The sequence below is a fragment of the Shewanella sp. GD04112 genome (assembly GCF_029835735.1).
Lineage (GTDB): Bacteria > Pseudomonadota > Gammaproteobacteria > Enterobacterales > Shewanellaceae > Shewanella.
Genome location: NZ_JAOEAL010000001.1, coordinates 1,895,309 through 1,913,858 on the forward strand (window position 1 = coordinate 1,895,309; position 18,550 = coordinate 1,913,858).

17 protein-coding genes and 2 tRNA genes are annotated in these 18,550 nt (G+C 48.3%); 13 read left to right on the forward strand and 6 right to left on the reverse strand.

Annotated features, from left to right (window positions below; genetic code table 11):
- Window positions 1-241 precede the first annotated feature (241 nt).
- The 11 genes from N7386_RS08480 (at window position 242) to N7386_RS08530 (ending at window position 12,523) form a co-directional block, all read left to right on the forward strand.
- The gene (locus tag N7386_RS08480; RefSeq protein ID WP_126512946.1) at window positions 242-2,389 is read left to right on the forward strand and encodes a M3 family metallopeptidase; all 2,148 of its coding nucleotides are present in this window, start codon (window positions 242-244) and stop codon (window positions 2,387-2,389) included.
- 225 nt (window positions 2,390-2,614) lie between these two features.
- Window positions 2,615-3,238, forward strand: a complete 624-nt coding sequence (locus N7386_RS08485) for a 2OG-Fe(II) oxygenase (RefSeq protein ID WP_126512947.1) — start codon at window positions 2,615-2,617, stop codon at window positions 3,236-3,238.
- 416 nt (window positions 3,239-3,654) lie between these two features.
- A complete protein-coding gene (locus tag N7386_RS08490) occupies window positions 3,655-4,257 on the forward strand; it encodes a GNAT family protein (protein ID WP_011622309.1) in 603 nt (200 codons plus the stop codon).
- A gap of 82 nt (window positions 4,258-4,339) precedes the next feature.
- Window positions 4,340-4,804: a GNAT family N-acetyltransferase gene (locus N7386_RS08495; RefSeq protein ID WP_126512948.1), complete on the forward strand. Its 465-nt coding sequence runs from the start codon at window positions 4,340-4,342 to the stop codon at window positions 4,802-4,804.
- 34 nt (window positions 4,805-4,838) lie between these two features.
- Window positions 4,839-5,234, forward strand: a complete 396-nt coding sequence (locus tag N7386_RS08500; protein WP_011625878.1) for a hypothetical protein — start codon at window positions 4,839-4,841, stop codon at window positions 5,232-5,234.
- Window positions 5,235-5,495: 261 nt separating this feature from the next.
- Entirely contained in the window at window positions 5,496-5,882 is a 387-nt protein-coding gene (locus N7386_RS08505) for a hypothetical protein (protein ID WP_126512949.1), read from the forward strand.
- Window positions 5,883-6,104: 222 nt separating this feature from the next.
- Window positions 6,105-7,169: a DUF2157 domain-containing protein gene (locus N7386_RS08510; protein WP_126512950.1), complete on the forward strand. Its 1,065-nt coding sequence runs from the start codon at window positions 6,105-6,107 to the stop codon at window positions 7,167-7,169.
- Window positions 7,162-8,286 (forward strand): DUF4401 domain-containing protein, encoded by a 1,125-nt coding sequence (locus tag N7386_RS08515; protein ID WP_126512951.1) that lies wholly within the window; start codon window positions 7,162-7,164, stop codon window positions 8,284-8,286. The genes N7386_RS08510 and N7386_RS08515 overlap by 8 nt, the downstream gene beginning before the upstream one ends.
- Window positions 8,286-8,801, forward strand: coding sequence for a GDYXXLXY domain-containing protein (locus N7386_RS08520; RefSeq protein ID WP_126512952.1), 516 nt, complete (start codon window positions 8,286-8,288; stop codon window positions 8,799-8,801). The genes N7386_RS08515 and N7386_RS08520 overlap by 1 nt, the downstream gene beginning before the upstream one ends.
- Before the next feature lie 239 nt (window positions 8,802-9,040).
- Complete coding sequence (locus tag N7386_RS08525; RefSeq protein ID WP_126512953.1) at window positions 9,041-11,887, forward strand: ExeM/NucH family extracellular endonuclease; 2,847 nt, start codon at window positions 9,041-9,043, stop codon at window positions 11,885-11,887.
- Window positions 11,888-12,094: 207 nt separating this feature from the next.
- A complete protein-coding gene (locus tag N7386_RS08530; RefSeq protein ID WP_126512954.1) occupies window positions 12,095-12,523 on the forward strand; it encodes a DUF6678 family protein in 429 nt (142 codons plus the stop codon).
- 57 nt (window positions 12,524-12,580) lie between these two features.
- Here the strand turns inward: N7386_RS08530 and N7386_RS08535 are convergent, their stop codons facing one another.
- The 6 genes from N7386_RS08535 to N7386_RS08560 all read right to left on the reverse strand — a co-directional run bounded on the left by N7386_RS08535 (window position 12,581) and on the right by N7386_RS08560 (window position 15,919).
- Window positions 12,581-13,477, reverse strand: a complete 897-nt coding sequence (locus N7386_RS08535) for a hypothetical protein (protein WP_126512955.1) — start codon at window positions 13,475-13,477, stop codon at window positions 12,581-12,583.
- Between the two features lie 10 nt (window positions 13,478-13,487).
- On the reverse strand, window positions 13,488-14,246 hold the full coding sequence (locus N7386_RS08540) for a hypothetical protein (protein WP_086904444.1): 759 nt from the start codon (window positions 14,244-14,246) through the stop codon (window positions 13,488-13,490).
- Complete coding sequence (locus N7386_RS08545; RefSeq protein WP_279768011.1) at window positions 14,246-14,779, reverse strand: hypothetical protein; 534 nt, start codon at window positions 14,777-14,779, stop codon at window positions 14,246-14,248. Before N7386_RS08545 ends, N7386_RS08540 begins: the two co-directional genes overlap by 1 nt.
- 141 nt (window positions 14,780-14,920) lie before the next feature.
- Window positions 14,921-15,205: a J domain-containing protein gene (locus N7386_RS08550; protein WP_011622321.1), complete on the reverse strand. Its 285-nt coding sequence runs from the start codon at window positions 15,203-15,205 to the stop codon at window positions 14,921-14,923.
- Between the two features lie 498 nt (window positions 15,206-15,703).
- Window positions 15,704-15,780: transfer RNA gene (locus N7386_RS08555), tRNA-Met, on the reverse strand.
- Window positions 15,781-15,842: 62 nt separating this feature from the next.
- Window positions 15,843-15,919 (reverse strand) — tRNA-Met (locus N7386_RS08560).
- A 257-nt stretch (window positions 15,920-16,176) separates the two neighbouring features.
- Between N7386_RS08560 and rlmKL the strand changes: the two genes are divergently transcribed.
- On the forward strand, window positions 16,177-18,318 hold the full coding sequence (gene rlmKL, locus N7386_RS08565) for a bifunctional 23S rRNA (guanine(2069)-N(7))-methyltransferase RlmK/23S rRNA (guanine(2445)-N(2))-methyltransferase RlmL (RefSeq protein WP_126512956.1): 2,142 nt from the start codon (window positions 16,177-16,179) through the stop codon (window positions 18,316-18,318).
- Window positions 18,311-18,550 carry a glutaredoxin family protein gene (locus N7386_RS08570; RefSeq protein ID WP_126512957.1) on the forward strand — a complete coding sequence of 80 codons (240 nt, stop codon included), beginning with the start codon at window positions 18,311-18,313 and terminating at the stop codon, window positions 18,548-18,550. The genes rlmKL and N7386_RS08570 overlap by 8 nt, the downstream gene beginning before the upstream one ends.

The following is an 18,550-nucleotide window of genomic DNA, read 5'->3' on the forward strand; positions in this document are numbered from 1 at the left end:
TCAATCGCAGACAAAATGCCCTTGATTGCGTAGTTTGACGGCCGTCACACATAAAGAGATACAAATTCCCCTCGATCCTTGGCTTCGAAAACTTGGCCGAAGGTCGCTTAACTTGCTAAGGTTGTGCGTCGAAAACGGGCGCCCAAAGCATGCGTCAGTTGGAAGAGAAGCCAAAATCCGTTACTCGCACCTTTCACTTACAAAATATAAAGACAGGGCAGTAACACTCTAGGGAGTTCCTATGCGTAAGTCTGTTATTACTACTGCCGTGGCCGCGGCATTGTTATTGGGCGCTTGCTCAGAAAAACCAGCAGCCAACACCGAGGCCGCCAACGCGGTCGCGACGCAAGCTGCTGCATCGACTCAAGCTGATGCAACCAATGTGTTATTGAGTAAGAGTCCACTGCAGGATCAAGCTCCACAGTTTAATCTGATCAAGAGTTCGGATTATGCTCCCGCGTTTGCGCAGGGCATAAAAGAGCATGAGGCTGAAATTGCCGCCATTATTGCCAATAAACAGGCGCCAACCTTCGAGAATACGATTTTAGCCATGGAAACCTCGGGTGAGTTGTTAACTCGAGTGTCACGCACCTTCTTCAATCTGGCGGGGTTAATCTCCGACGATGATTTTCAAAAAACCGAGGCGGATTTAGCGCCTAAGCTGTCGGCTCACCGCGATAACATCTACTTAGATCCAAGTTTATTTGCCCGTGTTGAAACCGTATATCAGCAACGTGCCGGGTTAAATGCCGAAGATAAGCGCTTGGTCGAGTTTTATTACGAGCAGTTTGTACGTGCTGGGGCCAAATTATCCGATGCCGATAAAGCCAAAATGCGCGACTTTAACGCTGAGTTAGCGACCCTTGCGACTGAGTTTTCTCAAAACAGCTTAAAGTCATTTAAAGACGATGTGATTGTTGTGACCGACAAAGCACTACTGGACGGTTTATCTGACAGCGAAATCGCGACCTTAGCGGCCGCAGCGCAGGCAGCGGGTAAAACGGGTTACCTGATTACCTTAGTGAACACCACTCGTCAGCCTATCTTGGCCAGTTTAAACAACCGCGAACTGCGCCAAAAAGTGTGGGAAACCTCGGCTCACCGCGCCGTTGCGAGCAATGGCCCTTTAATCGTGAAGATGGCGCAGCTGCGCGCCAAGAAAGCCAATTTACTCGGCTTTGATACTTGGGCTGCCTACGCCGTGGCAGACCAAATGGCTAAAACGCCAAGCGCCGTGTATGAAATTTTAGATGACTTGGCGCCTAAGGCGTTGGCTCACGCTAAGGCCGATGCGGCGGATATCCAAGCTGAAATCAAAAAGGCCGGCGGTAATTTTGAATTACAACCTTGGGATTGGGCTTATTACGCCGAGAAAGTGCGTCAGCAAAAATACGCCCTCGATGAGAGCAGCATCAAACCCTACTTTGAGTTTAACTCTGTGCTGAAGGATGGTTTGTTCTTCGCGATGCACAAACTCTACGGCATCAGCGTTAAACCGCGCACCGATTTACCAGTATGGAATAGCGATGTCCTCGCCTTTGAGGTTTTCGATAAAGACAACAGCTCTATTGGTCTGTTCTATCTTGACCCTTATGCCCGTGAAGGTAAGGGCGGCGGCGCTTGGATGGATGAGTTTGTCACTCAAAGCGGCCTGCTAGGCACTAAGCCTGTGGTGTATAACGCACTGAATATCCCGAAACCTGCCGACGGTCCAACCTTGATGACCTTCGATGAAGTGACCACTATGTTCCATGAATTTGGTCATGCGGTGCACGGTTTATTCTCCAAGGTGAAATACCCGAGTGTGGCAGGTACCTCTACAGCGCGCGATTTTGTGGAGTTTCCGTCTCAAGTTAACGAAGATTGGAACATTGACCCTGCGGTCATTGCCAATTACGCCAAGCACTACCAAACCGGTGAGCCTATTCCTAAAGCCTTACTCGATAAAATCTTAGCCTCGAATAAATTTGGTCAAGGTTTTGATACTGTTGAGTATTTAGCGGCTACATTACTGGATATGGAATGGCACTCGATTGCTGCCGACACCCAAATCAAGGATGTGGAACAGTTTGAGCATCAAGTGTTAGCCAAACACGGCCTCGATTTCGCGCCAATTCCACCCCGTTATAAGTCGAGCTATTTTAGCCATGCCTTCTCGGGTGGCTATTCTGCCGGTTATTACGCCTACCTGTGGACGGAAGTGTTTGCCGCCGATGCCTTTGCCTATATGGGCCAACATGGTGGTTTAAAAGCTGAAAACGGCGATAAGTTCCGTGATGCGGTATTGTCTAAAGGCAACAGTGAAGATCTGATGCAGGACTACATCCACTTTACCGGTCAAAAACCCACGACCGATGCCTTATTAAAGCGCCGTGGTTTAGTCGATTAAACGATTCATTGTAAAAAGGGCCAAAGGCTTGGTAGGGCAACCTATCAAGCCTTTTTTTACGCTATTGTTTTTCGATAATCTTTACTCTAAAATCCCGCCAAATTTGACTGTGGGATAGCTTCTTTATCCCGTATCGACGCCCCTCGAAAATCAGGCTCAGTTCCCCCTCCTTTGAGCCCTTGAGTACAGCTAAAGCGTAGCCTTTTATTATTGGATGTAGCATTAATGGTTTCGCAATTAAGTGAAGCAGTGGTGGATGTGATCGCTGACGCCTTGGTAGACAAAGGCTATATTTTTTTACCCGAGTTAATTCCTCACCCCATTAGCCAAGTATTATTGGAAAAAATCCAAGCAACAGAAATACATGAGCTCAAAGCAGCCTCGATTGGACGTGGCGCTGAGCAGCAGCTCAATCCCGATATCCGCCGCGATAGGATCCAGTGGCTTGAGGAGCAGAGTGAGCCTGATAGCCTCTATCTAGACTTGATGACGCAGTTAAAGGATGGCTTAAATCGTCGATTATTTATGGGGTTATTCGACTACGAAAGCCATTATGCCGTGTATCAACCCGGCGCCTTTTATAAGAAGCATGTGGATGCGCTAAAAGGCAGTCAAAACCGTATCTTAACCACGGTTTTTTTCTTAAATCCCGATTGGACGCCTGCAGATTGCGGCGAGCTGATTATTTACGATGAAACCGATAATGAGATTGAACGCATCGCGCCTAAAATGGGCCACTTTGTGATTTTCTTAAGCGAGCGCTTCCCCCACGAGGTGAGTAGAACCTTAGCCCAGCGCAACAGTATTGCTGGTTGGTTTAGGGTGAGTAATAGCGTGCACGGGTTTTAATGATTGGGCCGTAAAGGCTTGATGCTGCTGAAATGCTTAATATGATTTCAAGGCGCAGTGTTTTTAAGTAAACACTGCGCTTTTTTGATCTTAATGGGCTGGGTTATCGACATCCGCCCAATCGATGCCTAAGTCGCTCTCTTTTGCTAGTTTGCGCTGACGCTAGGCTAAAAGGGGGCATCACTATCCGAACTCTTTCGAGCCCTGCGTTATTTAGCGGTATCAGAACTAGCCTCATTCGATTCATTAACATGTCATTTTCTAAGGCGAAGCTTAAGGAAATCTTAGCGTCAGCACCTAGAATGAAATTATCAAATCACATTGAAAATAGAGGTTTTTTTATTTTAGATTAATGTTAGGCTAGTAAAAAATGTGCGCAAGGACACACTTTTTAGTCAGCTAATGGAGGCGATACTGTGGGCGAACGCGATCTTTTAGGTTGTTTAACGGGTGAACATGTAGTGCTAGAACCCCTCTCTTTATCCCATGTTGCCGCCTTGAGTTTAGCAGTGACAGATGGCGAGTTGTGGCGTTTATGGTTTACCAGCGTGCCAGAGCCAAGCGAGATGAAAGCCTATGTGACTAAAGCCTTGGATGAGAAAGCGCGCGGCGAGAGTTTCCCGTTTGCGGTGCGCGACCGTCTCTCCGGTGAGATTGTCGGCTGCACCCGTATCTGCCATTGGGAGAGCGAGCATCGCCATTTGGAGATTGGTTACACTTGGTATGCTAAGCGCGCCCAGCGCACGGGGATCAATACCGAGTCCAAGTTATTACTGCTGACCTTTGCATTCGAAACCCTCGATGCCATTGCCGTCGAGTTTCGCACCCATTGGCATAATCAAGCATCTCGCCAAGCCATTGCCCGCCTCGGCGCCAAGCAAGATGGCGTGCTGCGCAACAATAAAATCCTCAAGGATGGCACGATCCGCGATACCGTGGTGTATTCCATTATCGATTCCGAATGGGCCACAGTGAAACATAACTTAGCATTTCGCTTACAACAGCGACCAGTAGAGTAGGGTGGATTGCTGCTTCAAATGGCGATGGTCATTCGCTATTTGGACTCGCAACACGCATGTAGATTTGAGGTTGGAAAGGCCGATGGCAAACATTATTTCTCGCGCTGACGTATCCCATAGTCATGAGGTTGCCCTGTTATTTAATGAGTATCGGCAGTTTTACGGCTGTAAGGATGATGTCCTCGCGGCGGAGCAGTTTATTCGTGCGCGTTTACAGGATGCCTCGTCCGTGGTGTTTATGGCGCGCTCCCCCGAGGGAATGGGGCTGGGGTTTGTGCAGTTGTATCCCAGTTTTTCATCGCTGCGTTTAGCGCCGATTTTTATCCTAAACGATGTGTTTGTCACCCAGCATGCGCGTTGTGTTGGCATCGGTCGGGCGTTGGTGCAACAGGCGGCGGAATATGCCAAAGCCCAGGGCGCTCGCGCCTTAGTGCTGGAGACCCAAAAGGAGAATGCCCGCGCGCAGGGATTGTACGAGGCCTTAGGGTTTGTGCGGGATCAGAAATTTTTAACTTACGAGCTTGAGATCCACTCATTGCTTAAGTAGTTTATGCTTAATTGCTAATAAAAAGGACAACAAGATGTTTAAAGCGTTTGCCGTTGCCGGCTTAATGTTAACTGTGAGCCATAGCGTAGTCGCCGATGAGGCAGAAAAGGCCTTTAGTAAAGAAGCCATTGAATGTGCTGCTTATTATCAAATCAGTTCCGAGGCCATTGGCGCCATGAATGCCCCGCAAATGCAAGCTGTGGGTGAGCGCTTAAAAACCTCTAAAGTCGAGGCTGAAAATCTGGCGAAGAAGTATCAGTCAGAAGCCGAAGTCACTCAAGCGGTGGCCGACGCTAAAGCGCGCCAGATCCAGAGTCTAGGCGGCTCAAGTAACTTAGGTGCACTAATGGGCAAATACAAAGAAGAGTGTAAAAACCTGTTAGCCGATCCGCAAAAGCGCCTCGATTACTGGACCATGGCCACCATGTAAGCCTTGCCTGTGATAAACAAAGGAGCCTGTGGCTCCTTTTTGTTATCTGAAGTTTATTTATAGATTGATTGTGGTTTAGCATGATTTAGTCTTTATGAATGTGATTCCGCCGATACCTGTGTCATGGCACATGCTATGTGTAATAGCGTACAGCTTTTGTCATTAAGATTACGGCTGTTGTAATAGAGTGCCGCTTTGGCGGGTCTTACTCCCTAGACGAGCATGGGCCTGATGGCCGCGAATAAGGGCGAGAGATAACCAATGATCAGTTTGGCGATAGCAACAATCCTGAGTGCAGGTGTGTGCGTTTACCACTTACTGGAGGGGAAACAAAAGCGGCTGCCGAAGCTGATGAGTGCGCCATTATCTGAGCCAGATAAGCAGTGGTTCAGCGCGCTATTTTATTGCCAATCGGTATTCTATGTATCCACTACCGCGGTGTTTTTGGTGTGTGCGCTCAAACTCCTTCCTGAAATGTATGGCTACAGCCTATTGCTGTTTTTGGGGCTTAACTACGGTATGTATGCCATTTGGCTGTTTTACGTGGCGTTATTATCCCCACCTCAAGCCAGCCTGCGACTCCGTTTGCAATCCTTAGTCTTTTTATTGATAGCCTTGCTTGCGGTGCTCAGTCCACTGCAGTTATAAACGCGTTCGTTGAACTCGGATTTCCCCTGCCAATAGACAGTACTCATATCCCTTTGGGTGATTTATGGATAAGGCTGAAGATTCACTTATCTATTTGCTCTATTGATCAATACAATAGGGACTATCTTTGGCAATTTGCTTGGCAGGTTTGTCGCGCACTTAGTGGTAGCTCATAGTGATCGTTGCGCTGTCAACCTCAGGTAATAATAGGGAGATTTCAGATTGCGCCATCTTACCTCGCACGTCTATGAATGGCTGGAACAGGGACATCTCACGCCAACCGAGGCAAACGAACTCTATCGACAGTTATCCGTACCACCCAATGCCGCCAGTTGGCGCAGCTTATTGGCGCAGCTTTTACAATGGGCGGGGGCGTTAAGCTTTGCCTGCGGGGTGATTTTCTTTTTTGCCTATAACTGGCAGTCACTCGCGCTAATGAGCAAGTTTGCGCTGATTGAAGCGGCGCTATTAATTAGCCTTGTCAGCTTTGTCTGGTTGTATTATCGCAGCGCAGCGAAGCAGCTCGTTGACCCTTCTCATTGTTTGTTCGGAGCAACCCTTGCCAATGCTGCGCTGCTGGTGGTGAGCATGTTAGTGGGTGGGCTGCTCGCGCTAGTTGGGCAAACTTATCAAACTGGCGCCGATCCTTGGCAGCTGTTCGCCATTTGGGCGCTTGCGATTTTGCCCTTCGCGTGGGTGGCAGGCTTTGATGGCCTATGGTTACTGCTGGTGGGGCTAGTTAATTTAAGCCTTGGGTTGTATGCCGATACGGCTTCGCTCTGGCTGGATGAACAGTTGTGGTTATGTCTTTTTGTGGTCCTTAATCTGACTATCTACTACGGTTTTATGTTTCTTGGCAGTACCAGCAGACGTTGGCATGCGCCATTTGTAGAGTATGCGAGTTCATTGACGGCCATGGGGTGCTTTACCTTACTAGTGTGTTGGATGATTTTTGAGCCGAGCGACACTAAGCCGCTGCTGGTTGCGGTGTGGGTGGGTTATTTTGGCCATCTATTGTTTGGATTCTGGTGGTTCAGGCACAAACGATTGCAGGTTTATCCCTTGGCATTGGGTGGCTTTAGCTTGATCAGCGTCGGCGCGGCGTTATTCACCGAACTGCTGTTTCGCAATAGCGATCCCATTGGCGGCTTTTTGTTGATTGGGCTTTACATCATTTTAGCGAGCACAGGCTTAAGCACTGTGTTAAGGCGATTGCATCGGCAAGCTAAAGCTGGCATCTCGCCTACGCAGACTCCCAGTGAGAATGAGGAGCTAAGCCATGAATAAGCACCTCAATGAGTCGCTGCAAACAAGCGAGATATCTGCGCCGCAATCTCTGTGGCAGAGTTTATATGCCAATGGCGCAGTGAATACCCCAGAGTTGCCCGAATCCCAAGACATGCCCTGGTATATCGCCCTCATGCAAGCCGGTGCGGCCTGGATAGCCGCTTGGTTCTTATTAGGTTTTATGGTGTCACTTTTCGATAGCCTGTGGGGGCGATTCGAAGGGGGCGCGTCGCTTTTTATCGGTGGCAGCTATTTAGGCTTAGGGCTTGCCTTATATTGGGGCGGGCGCCAACAACACTTTTTGCAGCAGTTTGCCTTTGCCTCTTGTTTAAGCGGTACGCTTGCCCTAGCTTGGGGGCTGTTTGATTTACTCGGTGAAGCGTTCAATCTGGCTTGGTATCTGAGCATGGCGGCACTGTTTTTACTGCTTTGGGGGATTATCAAGCACGCTGTGGCTCAGTGGGTATTTGCATTTGGCTGTAGTGTCTGTGTCACAGGCCTGTTGGCCGAGTGGTATCTGTTATCGTTAACGCCGACGCTCTGGCTGTTATTATCGAGCATTGTGCTACTCAATCTTCACCGCACTGGGCACCACTATCAACGGGCGAGAATGTGGATTTTTGCCACCAGTGCAAATCTGCTCACCATTCAACTTATGTATGTGTTTAGTCTGGATAGCGAGTTTTCGCAGTTGTATGCAGTGGATTGGCAATCGGGGATAACCGCAGTTCATTTACTGGTCGTGTTTGCCATCTGCAGCTTTTTACTCCTGAGTCTTTGTAAACAATGGCAGACCCCATTGACCCATCCCGCCATATTATTTGCGCTTTTAGGATTAGTGTTTATTGCTGCACTGTCTTTCCCAATGCAGGGCTTATCAACGGCTGTGCTGCTGATATTGTTGGGGCACTACGGGCACGAGGCGTGGCTTAAGGGGATGGGAATCGCCTCCGGGCTAGTGTTTGCGGCGGGCTATTATTATTCCCTCGAGACCACCTTGATGCTTAAATCTCTGTATTTGATGGGATTAGGCGGAGTGCTGATTATCGCAAGGTTACTGATGTGGCGCTTTTTTCCTATCACACAAGTGCAGGTTGAGCATAAGGAGCAAGCATAATGGATAAAGCGACCTTAGCATTAAGCCGTTTCCATAAGCGCGCCTTAGTCTTAGTAGTGTTTACCGCCGCGGTACTGCTGATAAGCATCAACTGGCGAATCGCTCAGTTTGAGCAGTTATTACAAGATGGCCAAGTGGTACGTTTTGCCTTAGCGCCAGTGGATCCTCGCTCGATTATGCAGGGGGATTATATGGCCTTGGAGTATGCCATTGCGCAGGAGGTACGCGCCGCACTGCCCGAGGGAATGACGCAGGGGCAACTGTTATTGACGCTCGATACGCAAAAGGTGGCGCACTTTGTCGGTATTTACCGTGCTCAGCCAAAAACGGCTGAGCAGTTCACGGTAGATTTTCGCCTGCGTGATCATAGAGTAAAGCTCGCCTCAAATAGTTTCTTCTTCGAAGAGGGTCAAGCCGACCACTTCAGCCAAGCAAAGTATGGAGAATTCAGAGCCAGCGCTCGGGGGGAGTTGTTGTTGGTGAATCTGCTGGATGAGCAGTTGCAACCGCTATAACGGGCAAGCCTGATGATCGTTAACAAGATGGTGAGCCATGCTCGCCATCTTCGCTATTTTTCCTAGTCCAATCCGCTAAATCGTCGCCTAAATATCCATCTTAAGTTGCAACTTGCGTGCAACTAATTTGTAACCTTGATTCCCTATAGTATCGTCAGTTTTCGAGGCTAAGCGCTTCGAAAAATCGTAAGTCTTTAACTTCAATACCAATATAAAAAAGATACTTATTAGGGGTCATAATGTTTAATAACAAAACACTGTTGGCGTTAGCCATCAGTAGCGTGTGTGGTTTTGCCCATGCTGCCGATAATCTGATTATTTCTGAATATGTTGAAGGCAGCAGCAATAACAAAGCCATTGAGCTGTACAACCCAACTGCCAACACTCTCGATTTAAGCCAGTATCAATTGCGCTTCTATTTTAATGGCAGCACCAATGTGGGCACGACTATCGCCCTAAACGGTACCTTAGCCGCAGGTGCGACTTATGTGGTTGCTGATAACGACGCATCGGCGGATATTCTGGCGGTGACGAATCAACAAAGCAGCGCGAGTTTTTTCAATGGTGACGATGCCATTGTGCTGACCTATCAAGACCAAGTGATTGATAGCTTAGGCCAAGTAGGTGTCGATCCTGGCACTGAGTGGGGCAGTGGTGATTTATCGACGCAGGACAATACCCTGCGCCGCAATCCCGAACAGCTAATCGCCGATACCATAATTGATGATGCTGTCACCTTTAATACATGGTTAGGTTTTGCCAAAGACGATATCTCGGATCTGGGTAAGTTCAGCGCAGGCACACCCACCGATCCTGTTGAGCCGCCACCGAGTTCATTAGCCTGTGGTGAAGCCTCAACGCCTATCCATGCCCTACAAGGTTCGACCAATGTCAGTCCGTTAAACGGACAAACCTTAGTGGTAGAAGCCATCGTGGTGAGTAACCAAGAAGCTGGCCTAAAGGGCATCTTCGTGCAAATGGCCGACAACGAAGCCGATAACGATCCTCAAACTTCGGAAGGGGTGTTTGTTTATACCGGTAATGCGCCTACGGGTTACGTGGCGGGCGACCGTGTACGCTTAAAGGCTAAAGTCACTGAATATCAAGGCTTAACGGAACTGACTACCGTTGCCGATCATAAACTGTGTGCCGCCGGACAACCCCTACCCGCAGCCGCCGTGGTGACATTACCTGTGAATTCGAGCGATGACTTTGAACCATTTGAAGGCATGCGCGTCCGCTTTAGCCAAGATCTGGTGGTGAACGAAGTCTACAACTTGGGCCGCTATGGTGAAATATCACTCGGTAGCAGCCGTCACTTTATTGGGACACAAGTCGCTGCGCCAGGTGCCGATGCCTTAGCCGTCACGGCGGCCAATCTTAAAGACAGTATTTTACTCGACGATGGCCTAACGGCGCAGAACCCTGATCCTGTGATTTTCCCCGCGCCAGGTTTAAGCGCGTCGAACACAGTGCGTGTGGGCGATAAAGCCACGAGCCTGACGGGCGTCATGCACTACGGCTTTAATCTTTATCGCATTATGCCGACTGAGCCAGTTAATTTTGTGGCGGAAAATCCTCGTCCACAATCGCCAGTGCTTGCCGAAGGTGGCAACCTGAAAGTCGCCAGCTTTAACGTACTGAACTACTTTAATGGTGATGGACAGGGCGGTGGTTTCCCGACTGCGCGTGGTGCCAATACCCTGAGTGAGTTTGAGCGTCAAAAAGCGAAGATTGTCAGTGCTATGGTGGGGATCAGTGCTGATGTGTTTGGTCTGATGGAAATCGAGAACGATGGTTTTGGTGCTAACTCGGCGATTGCCGATCTCGTGGCGGGCCTCAATGCCGCCGTGGGTGAAAATCGCTATGCCTATGTTATTCCAAAGGTTAACGGCAGCAACTTAAGCGCTATTGGTACGGATGCGATTACCGTCGGTTTAATTTATCGCAGTGACAAGGTGAGCCCTCAGGGTGATGCGCGTATTTTATCGAGCGCTAACTCTCCCTTAGATGACGCCGGGCAGCCGCTGTTTGACGACAGCAAAAATCGCCCTATGTTGACTCAAGCCTTCGCGCTAAACGGCAGTGATGAAAGTGTAGTCGTTGCGGTTAATCACTTGAAATCTAAGGGCAGTGAGTGTGCTGGCGATCCAGATATGAACGATGGCCAAGGTAACTGCAATATTACCCGTACCCGCGCAGCAACGGCGGCGGGGCAGTGGATTGCCGCGCAGTATCCAGAGCAAGGCGTACTGCTGATTGGCGACTTAAACTCCTACGCCAAGGAAGATCCGCTAAGCGCATTGGCTAATGCTGGCTTTAGCGAGTTGTTTGCAAAACTCGAAAAAGCCAATCCTTATTCCTATGTATTCTCGGGTGAATCGGGGCAGTTAGACCATGCGCTGGCTAATGCCGCGTTAGTGGATAAGGTCCTAGATGTGACCGAGTGGCATATCAATACCGACGAGCCGCGCGTGTTAGATTACAACGAAGAGTTCAAGACGGCTGCGCAGGTGCAAGATCTGTACGCCAGTGATACTTATCGCTCATCGGATCATGATCCTGTGGTGATTTCTCTGCTGCTCGAAGCGGAAAAGGTGGCTCCTGAGGCCAGCTTCACTCAGGTTGTGAATGGTGCGAGTGTGCAATTGACGTCAAGCTCCATTGATAGCGACGGTCAAATCGTCTCTACTGAGTGGGACTTTGGTGACAACACTCAAGCCATGGGCGAATCAGTATTCCACACCTATGCGCAAACTGGTGATTATCTTGTGACGTTAACCGTGACCGATAATGACGGCTTAAGCCATAGCAGCTCACAAATGGTGTCTGTCGTGGTTGAGAACGTGAAGAAACCACCCGTTGCGCAAATTCAACACATCAATTTATGGCTAGTCGATATGTTTATTTCGACCAGCTATGACACAGACGGTGTGATCAAGCAGCATAAGTGGAAGTTTGATAACGGTAGCCGTGCAAGTGGTCCTGTGGTGTTTCGTCAAGCTCGCCGCGGACTCCATACGGTCGAGTTAACCGTAAAAGACAATGATAAATTAACGGATACCACGTCACTGACGTTCCGTTAAGCGTTAGCCCCTTTCTTTAAATATCAAAAGCCTGCTATTGCAGGCTTTTTTTACGTTGATTCACTTACTTAATGACTATCTTAACTGACTGTATCAACTGACCATAACGTGCTCTAAATTCAAACTAAGTCGATTTAAGTATCTATCCGCTTGCGCTAAGATGACGCCACTTAAGGATTTTTACTCATAGGGAGCAGGCGCATCACAATGAATGCAGACACCTTGGCGTACCTCAATCAGCATCAATTAACCTCGATGATGAGCCTCACTAAATGGCGTCAACTTGAGCTGGCACTCCATGAAACGCCAGAGTTTGTGCCCCATGTGCGTTATAAGCTGCTGGAAGATGAAGGGCCAAATCCAGGTTTTACGCCAGTGTGGTGGGACGAGTTACTCGCGATTTGCGAGCGGATTGAATGGCTTGATATTGACCCGTTCAAAAGAGAACACCGCGGCAGATTACTGTCGGAAAAGACCACGGATTTTACTGATTATATCGAGGCGCAACTGCACAAGTATCGGCTTCCCTACAGTAAAGAAGCACAAGGGCTCAGAATTTGGGGCTATCTTCGCCCCGATGCGGCGATGCCGGTATTTTGTATTGCACCTGGTGGCGAGACCATAAACGAAGGGTAAGCAAATTCAGACGGCAGATAAAAAGAGGGCGCTAATTGATTAGCGCCCCGATAAGGATTAAAGCACGATATAAAGCGGCCAACCGAGTAGACCGACGAGTCCTTCTTTATGCTCGAATCTTTCTAAACGCTCAGGGGAGGCGTCGCTAAGCAGCAGTTCGCGGTAGCTTTTCGCGAAATTCAATGTACGCAGCAATGCTGGTGCAAAGTTTTTACCCAAATCTTTACCGATAGTCTCGGCCAGCTCCGCAGGGAGTTCCGCCAAGGCTTTTTGGGTTTGCTGCTCGATATACTCAAGGCTAAACCATTCGTCCTGCAAGCTGATTTTGGCAATGCGCTTTTTCAGATCTTGTCTGACTTTGGCATTATCAAACAACATTCGATACAGCACGGCTTCGGCCAATACGCTCTCCAGATTTAAGAAATCTAAAGGATCGTAGCTGGTTTGGGCATAAAATTGCGCCATAAGCGCCGCAATCGATTGCTGACGTTGGTGCTCGGCCAAGGCATCCTGGTAGGCCTCATTGCCCAGCCACTCTTCGGCGTCAGGCGGTGTAGAGACTTGTTCCAGCAGGAATTTGTCCACATCACCATAGAGCGACTTACCGTTCGCCAGCTTATGTTTGCTGACGACGCTGAGCATGCTCCAACCCTTTTGGAAGCATTTGACTACGCCGTCGCTGGTGAGCAATAAACGCACCGCTTGCTGTTGGTCCTGATCAGACAGTTCCATTAATCCGAGACTGACGACACCAATCACATCCTGCGCCGCCTGCTCCAGTAAGTGCATCTTGTACTTGTTGTAGAACTTATCCGCCAATTTGAGGCTCATCAAAATGGCTTTAGATTTGATTTGTGCGAGCTGCTCACCGCTAAGGGTGTCGTCTGCTTGGCCTTTGGCTAACACCTTGCTCAGGTATGGGCCTTGGTCTAAATCACGCAGTACCAGTTGCATCTAGGGATCCTTAATCTAAAAAGCTAAACATATCATCCACTTCTGCGTATTCGTCCGTGACTTGGTTTTTCTCTTTCGCTTGGATAACCAGTTCATTGACGAACTTATTAATGATCATCTCCCAGCCAGAGCTTTCGTTACGCAGCAGGTTTTTAATGGCTTTTTCTACATCGGGTGCCAGCTCATGGATTAACGCCATCAGACTACGTGGGTCATCTAGGCTTAAGCTATGGGCTTCTTCACTGTCGACACGGCTGTCATAGCCGACGGTGTCGGTATCTTCTTCATCGTCATAATAATCGTTGAAGTGGTCTTCATCGTCGTGGCGCTCGCCCAGCATCATCTCAATAAAGGGGATAGACAGATAGAAGAGGCCAGCGGGATCTTCGGCAATACACTCTAAAATGGCAGTTTGTTTTTCTTCGCTGTCTTGGATGCGAATTAAATAAGTCAAAAAATCAAAGGTATGCTGAATGAGTTCTTCTGCATTATTCTTGATTTTTTCTTCCCAATACAAAGGTTGCTGACAGACGATGTCGCGAATTTGCTCTGGGGTCATCAGCTCCGACATAATTGACGGGCAGGATATATCGTGGTGACTGTTGATTTGCGTCAGGGTCACAATATCCATTTTTTCAATAACTTCGACTAATTGCTCATCGTTCATTGTGGTGGCGATGAGTTCGAAACGTTTACTGGCTTGTTTTGGCTCGACATCGGCGAGCTCTTTAATCTCGGCAACGGTTATTTCAATGAGACTAGTGTTCATTAGCGGTCCTCATCATCGTACTGATCGTAATAGCCATCTTCCTCTTCGCCGTCATCATCGTCGTCATCGGCATAATCGGCGTAATCACTGTCTTCGTCTTCAAAATCATCGTCAGCGCTGCGTTTAGGCGCAGGTGCAGTTTTGCCTTGGTTTTCCAGTAGATAGAGTACGGCGCAGCTTTCAATCAATAAATCTTCTGAATAGGCGCGCACCGCCTGTACTAATGGGACATCGGCATTGTTAAAGCCGATAGTGACCTTGAACTCGTCCCACTCGGGTTGCGTTGCGGTGTTAATCCAGTGAGCCCACTTGAGCTTGGCGTCACTTGGAAATTTGACTCGGCCATAGAGTGCCACAGGCAGGTACTCGGGTACCGACTCGAGCATTTTAGGATCGGCCTGTAATACTTTTTTGATTTGACTGGTAAATTGTTCCAGTGCCTTGGGCGTATCCGGGTCATCATAGGACTCGATATTGTCGTAGGCATTGGTCTTAAGCTCATTAATGCGTGAGATATTCAGTTTTTTGGCCATGGGCATGTCTCGAAATAAAAAGCTATCAAACAAACAGCTTCTCAAAATAAACCGTGTTGCAATAAAAGGTCCAAATTAAGGGGCTTGGCAAACTAAGCTCATTAATTTGGCACTCCCAGCGTTGCACTGGAAATAACCCGCTTAAGGGTAAAACTGATCCCATAATTCGCGCATCGCGCCATTGGGATCGGTCACGATCACATTGTTGAAGTCTCGGATAAACGCATTTCTAAGCTTGGGATCTGAGAGCACTTCATAAGCTTTTTTAACGCGCTCAAGTTGTTGTGATGCTTGCTCTTTTTCTTCATCAGAGGCACCTAACAACTTATCGGGATGGTATTTGTTTGAGAGCCGGCGATAGGCTTTTTTAATATCGTCTTCTTTGGCGCTAGGTTTGATACCGAGCACACTAAAGTGGTTAATCATATTTGTACCTGCAGGCGATGGGTTGGTATCGCAAGATAAAAGGCTAAGTGCTGATTATCTGTCAATTTGTGGAATTATGATTAGTCAGCGATGGATCATAGCAGAAATGCGTATTGGGCGGCAAACGACTCTGTTGGCATTTATGACTGAAATCCTGGCATTAATTAGGCTTGATGAAAATCGCCGACGCTTTGGGAAATGAGATTAGTACAGCAGACCAAAACAGGGGAAAAGATTAGTAATGAGCAAGCAGTAGCCATTCACTTATACGAATTTTAGATACAAAAAAACCAGCTTAATGCTGGCCTAGTGATATTAAGTTGATAATTGGTTGCGGGAGCTGGATTTGAACCAACGACCTTCGCCCGTTGTTTATAAAGGGCTGAGCCCGACGAGCGTCTAGTTACAACTGTTCGAGACGAATATGAGAAACAAGACGTGAATTTTAGAGACAAAAAAACCAGCTTAATGCTGGCCTAGTGATAGTAAGTAGATAATTGGTTGCGGGAGCTGGATTTGAACCAACGACCTTCGGGTTATGAGCCCGACGAGCTACCAAGCTGCTCCATCCCGCGTCCGATATTGAGGATTTACAAGATTCGATATCCTTTTGAATATCATTACCTTGGCTTTAAATTGGTTGCGGGAGCTGGATTTGAACCAACGACCTTCGGGTTATGAGCCCGACGAGCTACCAAGCTGCTCCATCCCGCGTCCGTCTTTAAAGCGGGGCGAACTATAACGGCACCGCTGTGGCATTGCAAGGAGGAATTTCAAAAAAGTGGACGAGTGCTTAAATATGAATCGTAATGGGGGAATTTCGGACAATCTGGGCGATATGCTCCGTTTATCTGCAGTAAAAAGAGTGCTAACTGTCTGACTAAATCGAGTTTCGGCTAATAACTGTTTATCTTTTATGTCGCTTCACAGGTATAATGTCGCTTTGATTTTGACTGCGTATTGATTATCCCATGCTTAATTTTTTTGCTGCCGCCCCTAAGGGCTTTGAATATAGCTTAGCCCAAGAACTGACAGAATTTGGTGCGACTGAGATTAAAGAGAGTGTTGCCGGTGTCTATTTTACCGCGCCGCTTGCCTTAGCCTACCGTATTACCCTGTGGACGCGTTTGGCCAGCCGTATCGTGCTGGTGATCTATAAGGGCCCCTGTGAGTCGGCGGAGCAATTATATAACGCAGCTTATTGTATTGATTGGTCAGCTCATTTCTCCAATCGCAACACTTTTAGTATCGATTTTCACGGCACTGGCGGCTTTATCAATAACACCCAGTTTGGTGCGTTAAAGATTAAAGATGCGATTGTTGACCGTTTCCGTTATGACGGTGATGCCCGTCCAAACGTCGCTCGTATCGATGCCGACATTAAAATCGACGCCCATTTCCGTAATGGGGTGATTACCATTGCGATGAACTTCTCGGGACCTTCTTTGCATCAGCGCGGTTATCGCTCTACGACTGGTGAAGCGCCGTTAAAAGAAAACCTCGCCGCTAACATGTTGGTGCGCAGTGGCTGGAAAGCCGCGCCAACCACCTTACTCGATCCTTTCTGCGGCAGTGGTACTGTACTGATTGAGGCCGCATTAATGGCTGCCGATATTGCTCCAGGATTGCAGCGCGGCCGTTTTGGTTTTGAACATTGGCGCCGCCACGATAAAGCCACCTGGCATGAGATTTTAGAAGAGGCCAAGGCGCGCGCATCCTTAGGTGTAAAACGTTGTGACGTGAAGTTCTACGGCTCGGATATCGATTCGCGCTTAGTGGCACTGGCAAAACGCAATGCGCAAAACGCCGGTGTACTTGAACTGATTGACTTTAAAGTGGCTAATGCGCTCAATGTCGAGCCGCCCGCTGGCGAAGGTTACCTCATTACTAACCCTCCCTACGGTGAGCGTTTAGGCAGTGTCTCTGAGCTATTGCAGCTGTATTACCAATTAGGCGACAAGTTTAAAAAGGAGTTTGGCGGCTGGAAAGTGGCCATGCTCTGTAGCGATATCGAGCTAATTTCGGCGCTGAAACTCAAAGCCGATAAGCAGATGAAGATGTTTAACGGTGCGCTAGAGTGTGCCTTTAACCTTTATACCTTGCACGCGCAAAGCACTCGCCGTGATACGCCCGTATTGCCAGAAGGCGTGGACATTGCCGATATCGCGCCAGCGTTTGCGAATCGTATTAAGAAAAACGCTAAGCAATTAGAAAAGTGGGCGAAAAAAGAAGGTATCGACAGTTACCGTTTATATGATGCCGACATTCCCGAATATAACGTCGCGGTCGACCGCTATTTAGACCATATCGTGGTGCAGGAATATATGGCGCCGGCCAGCATTCCAGAGGCCGTGACAAAACGCCGTTTAAGCGATGTGCTACTGGCTCTGCCTGCCGCGATTGGTGTCGAACCGCATAAGATCACCATGAAGACTCGTGAGCGTCAAAAGGGTACCAATCAGTATCAAAAGCTGGATGAGCGAAAGCTTGAACTTATCACCACCGAATATGGCGCTAAGTTTAAGCTGAACCTGACGGGCTATTTGGATACAGGCTTGTTCCTTGACCACAGATTAACCCGCCGTTTAGTGGGGCAAAAATCGAAAGGACGCCGGGTATTGAACCTGTTCTCTTACACAGGTTCTGCCTCTGTGCATGCCGCATTAGGTGGCGCTAAGTCGGTCACGACGGTTGATATGTCAAACACCTATCTGGCGTGGGCGAAGGAAAACTTTGCGTTAAACGACCTTCATGGCAAGCAGTATGAGTTTGTTCAGGCCGATTGTTTGCAATGGATCCGCGATAGTGCGCTCGATAAATCCGTGCAGTACGATTTGATTTTTATCGATCCGCCGACCTTCTCTAACTCCAAGCGGATGGAAGATTCCTTCGATGTGCAGCGTGACCATGTGAATTTACTGGGCATGCTCATCAAGCTGTTAAGTCCAAATGGGGAGATAGTGTTCTCCAACAACAAACGCAAGTTTAAGATGGACACCGAAACCTTGGCCAAGATGAAAATCAAGGTGGAAAACATCGATGATCTGACCTTGCCGATGGATTACAAGCGCAATCCCCATATCCATAACACTTGGCTTATCACCCATGCATAATGTACTGCAAGCGGGTTACATTCTATACCACACCGAAGGGTGTCACTTATGTGAACAGGCTGCGGCATTGCTTAATGCCGCCGAGGTGCCCTTTACGGCCATCGATATTTGTGATGATGAAGCCTTAGCTGAACGTTATGGCGTGTGTATTCCCGTGGTGAAAGCCGCGGATGAGTGTTGCCTCTTTTGGCCCTTTGACGCTACCCAATTACAAGAATTTTTAGGAGCTTAG